Below are 10,947 nucleotides of genomic sequence, written 5' to 3'. Positions count from 1 at the left end.
CTGCACGCCGCCGGCGTCGGCAAGATCGACCGCCAGTCGCCGATCATGAACACCAAGGCGACGCAGATCAACTTCAACCCGACCTGGACGGTCCCGGCTTCCATCGTGAAGAAGGACCTGATCCCGAAGATGCAGAAGGACCCGAACTACCTCACCGACAACAAGATCCGCATCCTGTCGAACGGGGCCGAGGTCTCGCCGCGGCAGGTCAACTGGAACTCGGACGAGGGCACGCGCTACACCTACCGGCAGGACTCGGGCGCCGACTTCAACTCGATGGGCATCGTGCGCATCAACATCCCGAACCCCTATGGCGTGTTCATGCACGACACCAACACCAAGGGCGTGTTCGGCGACGACTTCCGCTTCATCTCGTCGGGCTGCGTGCGCGTGCAGAACGTGCGCGAGTACATCACGTGGCTCCTGAAGGACACGCCCGGCTGGGGCCGCGAGCACGTCGAGCAGGCGATCGAGGGCGGCCAGCGCATCGACGCGACCCTGAGCCAGCCGGTGCCGGTCTACTGGACCTACATCACCGCCTGGGCGACCCCGGACGGCCTCGTGCAGTTCCGCGACGACATCTACAAGCGCGACGGCGTCAACGTGCCCTCGACCATCGGCGCGCCGACCCCGGTCGCCAGCGCCGAGTCGTCCGTGCCGCAGAGCTTCGAGCCCGGCGACGAGGAGAATTGATCTCCGCACCGCGGGGCTTCGGCTGATCCTCGGCGAGCGGCCCGTATCCTCACCGGATGCGGGCCGTTTCCTTGATCCGCCGGAACATCCGGGTGCTTCGGGTTCGACCCAGGAGCAACATGTCCTGCTTGCGCAGCGGCGTACGCGCGTGCGGCGCGATAGCGCTTGAACGTCGCATCACCACGCAGTCCGCTCGTGCGCGGGCGCAGGTGTCCGTGCCCCGGTTGATCCGATAGGACGCTTCGGGCCGAGGCTCGCGAAGGGCAGAACCATAACCGCGCTGAACGAAGGACAGGCGGCCCGTCCCAGCGGCGTCGCCGAGGCGCGACCCGATCGCACCCGCCTTGCCGGCATCGCGCTGATGTGCGGCACGCTGGCGTTCTTCGCCTGCCTCGACGCGTCCGCCAAGGCCTTGGCACGCGCCGGGATCGATCCGCTGCTCACCACCTTCATGCGCTACGCGGTCAGCGTCGCGCTGATCTCGCTGTTCCTCAACCCGGTGACGACGCCGGCGGTCGTGCACAGTCGCCGCCTCGGGCTTCAGGTGGTGCGCTCGCTGCTGCTGTTCGGCTCCACCGCCCTCAACTTCCTGGCGCTGCGGCACCTGCAACTCGCCGAAACCCTCTCGATCCAGTTCGCGGCGCCGCTCACCGTCGCGCTCCTGGCCGGGCCGCTGCTGGGCGAATGGTCGTCGCGCAAGCGCCTTACCGCGATCGGCGTCGGATTCCTGGGCGTGCTGGTGATCGTTCGCCCGGGCGTCGGCGAGGTTCATCCGGCCGTGCTGCTCAGCCTCGGCAACATGCTCTGCTACGCCCTCTACATCATCATGACACGCAAGCTCGCGGCCTACGATTCGACGGCGACGACGATGTTCTACTCGGGCCTTGCCGGCCTCGCGCTGATGGCGCCGCTGCTGCCTTGGATCTGGACGACGCCCGCTGCGTGGTGGGCGTGGTCCCTGCTGATCGGCGTCGGCCTGCTCGGCACGATGGGACACTGGCTGCTGATCCTGGCCCATGCCCGCGCACCGGCCAGCGTTCTCGCGCCGTTCCTCTACACGCAGCTTCTCTGGTCGCTGCTGCTCGGCTTCTTCGTGTTCGGCGACGTGCCGAACCGCTTCACGGTGCTCGGGGCGGCGATCATCGTCGGCTCTGGCCTCTACCTGCTGGCCCAGGACGCGATCGGCCGACGGGGCCAGCCGGCCGCCTGAGCGACCGGCCGGATGTTCAGCTCAGCGATCGAGGCGCTCGCGCCGCTCCGAGCGCTCCATGCGCTCCTCGCGACGCTCCTCGCGGGCGCGGCGGTCGCCCTCGGGGTCGATGCCGAGGACGCCGCCGACGGTGCCCGTGGCCGCGCCCACTGCGCCGCCGACGATCCCGCCGACGGGGCCGGCCGCCCGGTTGCCGTCGTCGATGCCGCGCTCGGCACCGCGCACGGTGCCCTGGGCCTGCGCCGAGGCGGAGAGCGCGAGCGGTGACAGGATCAGGGTGGTGGCGATGAGGAGGTTCTTCATGAAAAACACCTTGTCTACGCGTGTCTCAGGGGTCGTTCCGGCCGCGCTGCGCACGGCCGGGGTCCGTGCCCTACTAACGGTTCAAGTCCGAAAAGGTCGCATCCGGGCGTCGTCGGTTCGGATCGATCGGTGTCCCGTCGGTCCGCTGGCCTCCGGCGCGCACCGCTGCTAAACCGGCTCCATGTGCATCGCGAGCCATCGGCGCAGTCCCGCCCGCGCCCTTCGAATTACGGGCCCGGCCTCCGCGTGAGCGCCGCGCCCGCGCGGCTCGCGCGGAGGCCGGGATCGTCTCGGGAGCTATCCCCGACAGCTCTCATCCGCCAGTCCGAGCGCTCGACGCCCGTTTCCAGGACGCACGACCCCATGAACGCCCCGAATCCCGCCCCCGAAGTCCCGGCGGCCCGCGACTATTCCAAGACCCTCTACCTGCCGCAGACCGCCTTCCCGATGCGGGCTGGCCTGCCGATCCGCGAGCCGCTGCTGCTGGAGCGCTGGGCGGCGACCGACCTCTACGGGCAGCTTCGCGCCACCGCCGCCGGCCGGCCGAAATTCGTGCTGCACGACGGGCCGCCCTACGCCAACGGCAACATCCACATCGGCACGGCGCTGAACAAGATCCTCAAGGACGTGATCGTCCGGGCGATGGGCGGCCTCGGGTACGACGCCAACTACGTCCCCGGCTGGGACTGCCACGGCCTGCCGATCGAGTGGAAGATCGAGGAGCAGTACCGCGCGCGCGGACGCAGCAAGGACGACGTGCCGGTCGTTGAGTTCCGCCAGGAATGCCGGACGTTCGCCGCCCACTGGCTCGACGTGCAGCGCGCGGAGTTCAAGCGGCTCGGCGTCACCGGCGACTGGGACCACCCTTACGCGACCATGGCGTTCGCGGCGGAGGCCGCCATCGCGGCCGAGTTGATCAAATTTTCGATGAGCGGCCAGCTCTATCGCGGCTCGAAGCCGGTGATGTGGTCGGTGGTGGAGAAGACCGCGCTCGCCGAGGCCGAAGTCGAGTACGAGGACCACGTCAGCGATACGGTTTTCGTGGCGTTTCCAATCCGCCGTGACGCACTTCTAGATGCTGAGTTCCATACAGAGCTAGCCGCTCACGAAATGGTCCAGCTTCTGAGGACCGCTCGTGTTGTTATCTGGACCACCACACCCTGGACAATGCCGGGCAATCGCGCCGTCGCTTACTCCAAGAAGATTGCCTACGGGCTCTACCGCGTCACGGCCGCCTCGGCTGACAACTGGGCCAAGCCCGGCGATACCTACATTCTGGCCGACTCGCTGGCTGCGGACGTCTTCAAGGCCGCTCGCGTTGATGTGTTCGAGCGCATTGCTGAGATAGAGGCAGCGTTGCTCAGCACGATAACGCTGTCACACCCGCTGGCCGGCCAAAGCTACGGTTTTGCCGTGCCGATGCTCGAAGGCGACCACGTCACCGACGAGGCCGGCACCGGCTTCGTCCACACCGCGCCGGGCCACGGCCGCGAGGATTTCGAGGTCTGGACCGCCAACGGCCGCGCGCTGGCCGAGCGCGGCATCGACACCCGCATCCCCTACACCGTCGACGCCGACGGCGCGCTGACCGACGAGGCGCCGGGCTTCACGGGAAAGCGCGTGCTCACCGACAAGGGCGAGAAGGGCGACGCCAACAGGGCCGTGATGGCCGCGCTCCAGGAGGCCGGGACGCTGGTGGCGTCGGGCCGGCTCAAGCACAGCTATCCCCATTCCTGGCGCTCGAAGAAGCCGGTGATCTTTCGCAATACGCCGCAATGGTTCATCGCGATGGACAAGCCGGTTGATGCGCTCGGAAGCCGGACCCTGCGCGAGGTCGCGCTCCAGGCTATCGCCGACACGCAGTGGGTGCCGCCCCAAGGAAGAAACCGCATCAACGGCATGGTCGGCAACCGCCCGGACTGGGTGGTCTCGCGCCAGCGCGCCTGGGGCGTGCCGATCACGGTGTTCGTGCGGACGGGGACCGGCGAGGTGCTGCGCGACGCGCGCGTGAACGCCCGCATCGTCGCAGCCTTCGCGGCGGAAGGCGCGGATGCGTGGTTCACCGACGCCGACGGCGCGCGCTTCCTGGCGCCCGACCACGATCCGGCGGACTACGAAAAAGTCACCGACGTCCTCGACGTCTGGTTCGATTCCGGCTCGACTCACGCCTTCGTCCTCGACGACCCGGCGGCGTTCCCCGGCCTCGCCGGCGTGGTGCGCCGCCGCGACGGCGGGCAGGACACGGTGATGTACCTCGAAGGCTCCGACCAGCACCGCGGCTGGTTCCAGTCCTCGCTGCTCGAATCCGCCGGGACGCGGGGGCGCGCGCCCTACGATACGGTGCTCACCCACGGCTTCGTCCTCGACGCCAAGGGGCTGAAGATGTCGAAGTCGAAGGGCAACGTCGTCGCGCCCCAGAGCATCATCAAGGATTCCGGCGCCGACATCCTGCGACTCTGGGTGGCGGCCTCGGACTACACCGACGACCTGCGCATCGGCCCGGAGATCATCAAGACCTTCGCAGAGACCTACCGCAAGCTGCGCAACAGCTTGCGCTGGATGCTCGGGTCGCTCGCCCACCGCGTGCCCGGCGACGACGTGGCGTTCGCGGACATACCGGAGCTGGAGCGCTTCGTGCTGCACCGGCTGCTCGAACTCGACGGCGAGATCCGCGAGGCCTACCGCAGCTTCGACACCAAGCGCGTCGTGGCGCTCCTGAATGGCTTCATGACCGGCGACCTGTCGTCGTTCTACTTCGACGTGCGCAAGGACGCGCTCTACTGCGACCCGGCCTCCTCGACCGTGCGCCGCGCCGCGCTGCAGGTGATCGACGAGGCGTTCCGCCGCGTCGTGATCTGGCTCGCGCCCGTCCTCGCCTTCACGGCGGAGGAGGCTTGGCTCGACCGCTTCCCTTCGGAGACCGGCTCCGTGCACCTCCAGACCCTGCCGGACACGCCCGAGACGTGGCGGAACGTCCCCCTCGCGGAGCGCTGGCAGAAAATCCGGCGGGTGCGCCGCGTGGTGACCGGGGCGCTGGAGATCGAGCGGACGGCCAAGCGCATCGGCGCGAGCCTGGAGGCGGCGCCGACGGTGTTCGTGGCCGACGTGGACCTTCTGGCCGCCCTCGACGGCGTCGACTTCGCCGACGTCTGCATCACCTCCGCGATCCGGATCGAGGCGGGGGAGGGGCCGGCCGGCGCCTTCCGCCTCGACGAGGTCCGCGGCGTCGCCGTGGCGCCCGCGCGGGCGGAGGGGCGCAAGTGCGCCCGCTCCTGGCGCGTCACGCCGGAGGTCGGGTCCGATCCCGACTATCCGGACGTCACGCCCCGCGACGCGCGGGCGCTGCGGGAACGGGACGCGGCGGGTGCGGGCGCGTGACGGAGAACGCGACGCGTCCTCCCTCCCCCCTCTGCGGGGGAGGGTGGCCCGCGAGCTACATCGGGAGAGGGGAGCGCGTTATCCGGATACAGCGCTTCCCTCTCTCGACCCTCGCTCACGCGAGGGCCACCCTCTCCCGCAGTGGGGAGAGGGAAGAGGAATTGCTGCCGTGAATCCCGCTCGCCTCGGCCTCCTCGCCCTGCTCGCCACCCTGGTCCTCGATCAGGCGTCGAAGCTCCGGCTCTACCTCGGCACCGATCTGGTGCTGACGCAGCCCTGGCGGCTCGGGCCGTACGCGGAGTTCGTCGTCGTCTGGAACCGGGGGGTGTCCTACGGGCTGTTCCAGCAGGAGGGCGGCCTGGGGCGCTGGCTGCTGGTGGCGCTGTCGCTTGCCGCAGCCCTCGGACTGGGCGTGTGGATGCACCGCACCAACTCCAGGCTGCTCGCCGCGGCGCTCGGGCTGATCGCCGGAGGGGCGCTCGGCAACGCGATCGACCGCGCGGCCTACGGCGCGGTGTTCGACTTCGTGCACCTGCACGCGGGTGGGTGGTCCTGGTACGTCTTCAACGTGGCGGACGCGGCGATCGTCGCCGGCGTCGCCGGCCTGATCCTCGACAGCGTGAGGCCCGAGCGCCGCCACGGCGCGTCGCGCGAAGCTCGGCCGCCGGTGTGACTGACAAAGCACACGTGAACCGTCTCGGCGCGGGCGGCTGGTGCGGTGCGGTCAAGGCGCCATACGATCGCCGGAAACCACGCCCAGACCCGAGCGGTCGGATCGGGTCGCCGCGAACGCGACCGCCCGAAGCCTTCGAGTGGGGCGGGCGCCGGTGGGCAAGCTGCGGGGCATCATGATCGGGTATCGGGCGTTCCTTTTCATTCCGGCGGCTGCGGCAGCCCTGTGCCTGCCGGGCGCGGCCCACGCTCAGGAGACCGGCGAACTCATGCGCAACGCGCTCAGCGGCATCGGCCTGCTGGAGAAGCCGCAGGCGCCGATCCAGTACCGCGAGCGCGCGCCGCTGGTGATGCCGCCCAAGCTCGACGGGAAGAACCTTCCGGCACCGCGGGCGAGCGCGGCCCTGCCGCAATGGCCCAAGGAGCCGGAAGTCGCGGAGCGCGAACGCGCGGCGGCCGAGCGGAAGCAGCCGAAGGGCAGCCAAGTCCAGGGCCGGTACGAGGACAACAACGCGACGCTCACGATCGACGAGATGCGCTCCGGCCGGCGCGCCGATGCCAGCATCCCGCGCGAGAACGAGCGCAAGCCCGGCGACAACACCCGCGAGGATTCGTGGGTCAGTCCGCTCGACCTGATCCGCGGCATCGGCACCGAGAGGACGGAGCCGTCGGAGGTCGAGCCCGCCCGCGACGTGCTGACCGATCCGCCGAAGGGTTACCGCCAGCCACCGAGGAAGGTGGCGCGCGGCAACAGCGATCCGGTCAACAACGCCAGCCGCGAGCGTGAGGAAGCGGACCCGGGCCTCTATCAGCGCGAGCAGCGCGCGCGCTGACCAGGACTGTGGCTTGAGGGTGACGCAGCCTGGGCCAAACAACCGAGGCTGGAAGCTCCGGTACGGAATTTGCCGATTTGGATGCCCGAGGCGCGCGGCCGCCCCGGCATCGAACCAGAAGCGGACGGTCCGCGCGGACCGCACCAGGGAAAACGGAATGCACCTGTTCAGGAAGGCGACGCCCACCCTGTTCCCGGCACGGGCCGGAGGCCGCTTCGCGAACGCGGGACGCGCGGAGGCCGCACCGTTCGGGCGCTCCGAGGCCGGCGGACCGGAGGTCTCGGCCTTCACCCTCGACAACGGCCTCGACGTGGTGGTGGTGCCCGATCACCGCGCACCGGTGGCGACCCACATGATCTGGTACCGCAACGGCTCGGCCGACGATCCGCTCGGGCAGTCGGGCATCGCCCACTTCCTCGAGCACCTGATGTTCAAGGGCACCGAGCGGCACCCCGTCGGCGCCTTCTCCAAGGCGGTGTCGGGCCTCGGCGGCCAGGAGAACGCCTTCACCTCCTACGATTACACCGCCTACTTCCAGCGGGTCGCCCGCGACCACCTCGACACCATGATGACCTTCGAGGCCGACCGCATGACCGGCCTCGTCCTCGACGACGCCGTGGTGGCCCCCGAGCGCGACGTGGTGCTGGAGGAGCGCCGGATGCGCGTCGAGACCGATCCCTCGGCTCAACTCTCCGAGGCGATGGCGGCCTCGCTCTTCGTCCACCACCCCTACGGCACCCCGATCATCGGCTGGATGCACGAGATCGAGGAGCTGAACCGCGGCCACGCCCTCGACTACTACAGGCGCTTCTACACCCCCGAGAACGCGATCCTCGTGGTGGCCGGCGACGTGACTCCCGACGAGGTCCGGCGGCTGGCCGAGGCGACCTACGGACGCGTGGCGCCGCAGGGCGCGCGGCCGGTGCGATCCAGGGCCCGCGAGCCCGAGCCGAAGGCGCTGCGGCGGCTCGCCGTCGTCGACCCGAAGGTCGAGCAGCCGACCCTCCAGCGCCTCTACCTCACCCCGTCCTGCATCACCGCCCGCGACGGCGGCTGCCACGACCTCGAACTGCTGGCCGAGGTGCTCGGCGGCGGCTCGACCTCCTACCTCTACCGCAAGCTCGTCATGGAAAGCGGCCTCGCGGTGAACGCGGGCGCCTGGTACATGGGCTCGGCGATCGACGACACCCGCTTCTCCGTCTACGCGGTGCCGGCCGAGGGCGTCAGCCTCGAACGGCTCGAAGCCGAGGTCGACCGGGTTCTGCGCGGCGCGCCCTCCGAGGCGCTCGGCCCGGAGGCGATCGAGCGGGCCAAGACCCGGCTCGTGGCCGAGACCGTCTACTCCTCCGACAGCCAGTCCTCGCTTGCGCGCATCTACGGCTCGGCGCTCGCCATCGGCGAGACCATCGACGAGGTGCGCCGCTGGCCCGGGGACATCGAGGGAGTCACCCGGGAGCGGCTCGCCGCCGCCGCCGAGCGCTGGCTCACGCCCAGCCGTTCGGTGACGGGCTACCTCACCAAGGCGCGCGACCCGGACGCCCCGATGGCGATCGCCGCGGAGTAGCGCCTGCCCCGGCCGGCCGCGCTCCGCGCCGTGCCCAGCGACGAGAACGAGGTCCCCATGAACTTCGCCGACACCAATTTGGCCGAGACGGCCGTCCGCACCGCGACCAACCCGGCCAAAGCCCTTCCGGTGGAGACCGCCTCGGGGATCGAGGCGTGGCACGTCGAATCCCCCGTGGTGCCGATGATCGCGCTGGCCTTCACCTTCGAGGGCGGCGCGGCGCAGGACCCGGAGAGCAAGTCCGGCTGCGCGCAGATGCTGGCCCGCCTCCTCGACGAGGGCGCGGGCGATCTCGGCTCCGACGCGTTCCAGGAGCGGCTCGCGGCCCGGGCGATCGAACTCTCCTTCCACGCCGGGCCCGACGCCGTCGGCGGCTCGCTCAAGATGCTGGTCAAGCACGCCGACGAGGCGATCGACCTGCTGGCCCTGGCGCTCGCCAAGCCGCGCTTCGACGCGGACGCGATCGAGCGGGTTCGCGGACAGATGATCGCGGGCCTGCGCTACCAGCAGAACGATCCGGGCGTGATGGCCTCGCGCCGGTTCTTCGCCGAAGGCTTCGCCGGCCACGCCTACGGCCGGCCCTCGTCCGGAACGATCGAGACCGTCGCGGCGATCACCCGCGACGACCTCCTGGCGATGCACGCACGCCTGATCGGGCGCGGCGCGGTCAAGGTCGCCGCCGTCGGTGCGATCGGCGCCGACCACTTGGCCGCGAGCCTCGCGCGCGCCTTCGGTGCGCTGCCGGACGCCGGAGCCCTGCACGCGATTCCTCAAACCACGGTGGCCGACCTCGGCCGCCGCGTCGTCGTCGACCTCGACGTGCCGCAATCGGTGATCCGCTTCGGCATGGCCGGCGTCGCGTGGCGCGATCCCGACTTCATCCCGGCCTACGTGCTCAACCACATTCTCGGGGGCGGCGCCTTCACCTCGCGCCTGTTCCAGGAGGTGCGGGAGAAGCGCGGGCTGGCCTACTCGGTCGGCACGTCGCTCGTCAGCCACCGCTCCGCCGCCATGACCTGGGGCTACACCGCCACCAAGAACGAGCGCGTCGGCGAGGCGCTCTCGGTGATCGGCGACGAGATCGGCCGGCTCATCACGGACGGGCCCGACGACGACGAGTTGCAGAAGGCCAAGGACTACCTCACCGGCTCCTACGCGCTCGGGTTCGACACCTCCACGAAGATCGCGCATCAGCTCGTGCAGATCGCCTTCGAGGGCTTGGGCATGGACTACATCGCGCGCCGCAACGCGCTCGTCGCCAACGTCACGCAGGCCGACATCCGCCGCGCCGGCGCCCGCACCTTCGCCGACGGGCGGATGCTGGTCGTCGCCGCCGGCCGGCCGACGGACTTCTGATCCGCCGTCCCGATGCAGCTCACCGGGGTCCACCACGTCACCGCGATCACCGCGCAGGCCGCGGACAACCACGACTTCTTCACCCGCGTGCTCGGTCTTCGCCTCGTCAAGAAGACGGTCAACCAGGACGACGTCTCGGCCTACCACCTGTTCTACGCAGACGGGGTCGCCGCGCCGGGCACCGACCTGACCTTCTTCGACTGGCCGGCGGCGCGCGAGCGGCGCGGCAGCAACAGCATCACCCGGACGCACCTGCGGGTTGCAGGCCCCGGGACGATCGACTGGTGGCGCGCGCACCTCGCCCGCGAGGGCGTTGCGCACGCGGAACCGACCGAGCGCGACGGCCGCCTGACCCTGGATTTCGAGGATGCCGAGGGCCAGCGCCTCGCCCTCGTCGACGACGGCGGCACGGGCGAAGCACACCCGTGGGCGTACAGCCCCGTGCCGGACGCGCATCAGATCCGAGGTCTCGGGCCGATCCGCCTCGCGGTCGCGAGCCTCGAGCGCACCGAGGCCGTGCTCGTGGACGTTCTCGGCATGTCCTACGACCGGAGCTTCGAGACGCCCGACGGTGCGGTTCGCGTCTTCACCATGGGCGCGGGCGGTCCGGCAGCCGAGGTGCAGGTGGCTGCCGACGCGTCCGCGCCGGGCCGCCAGGGCGCCGGCGCCGTGCACCACGTCGCCTTCCGCATTCCGGATGCGGACTACGCAGCCTGGGCCGACCGGCTGAAGGCGCGGCGCATGCCGTCGAGCGGCCCGGTCGACCGCTACTACTTCCGCAGCCTGTATTTCCGCGAGCCCAACGGCATCCTGTTCGAGATCGCCACCGACGGCCCCGGCTTCACCGCCGACGAGCCGCTCGACCGCCTCGGGGAGGGTCTCGCCCTGCCGCCGTTCCTGGAGCCGCGCCGGGCCGAGATCGAGGCGGGCTTGAAGCC

9 protein-coding genes are annotated in these 10,947 nt (G+C 70.4%); 8 read left to right on the top strand and 1 reads right to left on the bottom strand.

The window, feature by feature from the left end:
• Both ACFE8Y_RS18385 and ACFE8Y_RS18380 read left to right on the top strand, forming a co-directional pair.
• Positions 1-693: L,D-transpeptidase family protein (locus ACFE8Y_RS18385; protein WP_375465826.1), on the top strand; the 693-nt coding region annotated here is incomplete at its 5' end.
• A gap of 280 nt (positions 694-973) precedes the next feature.
• Entirely contained in the window at positions 974-1,903 is a 930-nt protein-coding gene (locus ACFE8Y_RS18380; RefSeq protein WP_375465828.1) for a DMT family transporter, read from the top strand.
• 21 nt (positions 1,904-1,924) lie between these two features.
• On the opposite strand, the gene ACFE8Y_RS18375 is transcribed toward ACFE8Y_RS18380, so the two are convergent.
• Entirely contained in the window at positions 1,925-2,206 is a 282-nt protein-coding gene (locus tag ACFE8Y_RS18375) for a hypothetical protein (protein ID WP_375465825.1), read from the bottom strand.
• 363 nt (positions 2,207-2,569) lie between these two features.
• Here ACFE8Y_RS18375 and ileS point away from each other — a divergent pair, with 363 nt between their 5' ends.
• The 6 genes from ileS to ACFE8Y_RS18345 all read left to right on the top strand — a co-directional run.
• Entirely contained in the window at positions 2,570-5,584 is a 3,015-nt protein-coding gene (gene ileS / locus ACFE8Y_RS18370) for an isoleucine--tRNA ligase (RefSeq protein ID WP_375465824.1), read from the top strand.
• Positions 5,585-5,753: 169 nt separating this feature from the next.
• Positions 5,754-6,257 (top strand): signal peptidase II, encoded by a 504-nt coding sequence (lspA, locus tag ACFE8Y_RS18365; protein WP_375465823.1) that lies wholly within the window; start codon positions 5,754-5,756, stop codon positions 6,255-6,257.
• A gap of 175 nt (positions 6,258-6,432) precedes the next feature.
• Positions 6,433-7,089 carry a hypothetical protein gene (locus tag ACFE8Y_RS18360; RefSeq protein WP_375465827.1) on the top strand — a complete coding sequence of 219 codons (657 nt, stop codon included), beginning with the start codon at positions 6,433-6,435 and terminating at the stop codon, positions 7,087-7,089.
• Between the two features lie 157 nt (positions 7,090-7,246).
• The gene (locus ACFE8Y_RS18355) at positions 7,247-8,653 is read left to right on the top strand and encodes a M16 family metallopeptidase (RefSeq protein ID WP_375465822.1); all 1,407 of its coding nucleotides are present in this window, start codon (positions 7,247-7,249) and stop codon (positions 8,651-8,653) included.
• Between the two features lie 57 nt (positions 8,654-8,710).
• Positions 8,711-10,009 (top strand): M16 family metallopeptidase, encoded by a 1,299-nt coding sequence (locus tag ACFE8Y_RS18350; RefSeq protein WP_375465821.1) that lies wholly within the window; start codon positions 8,711-8,713, stop codon positions 10,007-10,009.
• A gap of 12 nt (positions 10,010-10,021) precedes the next feature.
• Positions 10,022-10,947 (top strand): ring-cleaving dioxygenase (locus ACFE8Y_RS18345; protein WP_375465820.1); only part of this gene is annotated, 926 nt, incomplete at its 3' end.

Source organism: uncultured Methylobacterium sp. (assembly GCF_964242245.1).
Classification (GTDB): domain Bacteria; phylum Pseudomonadota; class Alphaproteobacteria; order Rhizobiales; family Beijerinckiaceae; genus Methylobacterium.
Note: the sequence above shows the minus strand (reverse complement) of the source record. Positions and strands in the feature narration are given on the sequence as shown.

What these genes read in the sequence shown, in the direction of transcription:
- ACFE8Y_RS18375 (WP_375465825.1), bottom strand. Translation starts at nt 2,206, where the DNA reads ATGAAGAACCTCCTCATCGCCACCACCCTGATCCTGTCACCGCTCGCG.
- ileS (WP_375465824.1), top strand. Translation starts at nt 2,570, where the DNA reads ATGAACGCCCCGAATCCCGCCCCCGAAGTCCCGGCGGCCCGCGACTAT.
- ACFE8Y_RS18360 (WP_375465827.1), top strand. Translation starts at nt 6,433, where the DNA reads ATGATCGGGTATCGGGCGTTCCTTTTCATTCCGGCGGCTGCGGCAGCC.
- ACFE8Y_RS18355 (WP_375465822.1), top strand. Translation starts at nt 7,247, where the DNA reads ATGCACCTGTTCAGGAAGGCGACGCCCACCCTGTTCCCGGCACGGGCC.
- ACFE8Y_RS18350 (WP_375465821.1), top strand. Translation starts at nt 8,711, where the DNA reads ATGAACTTCGCCGACACCAATTTGGCCGAGACGGCCGTCCGCACCGCG.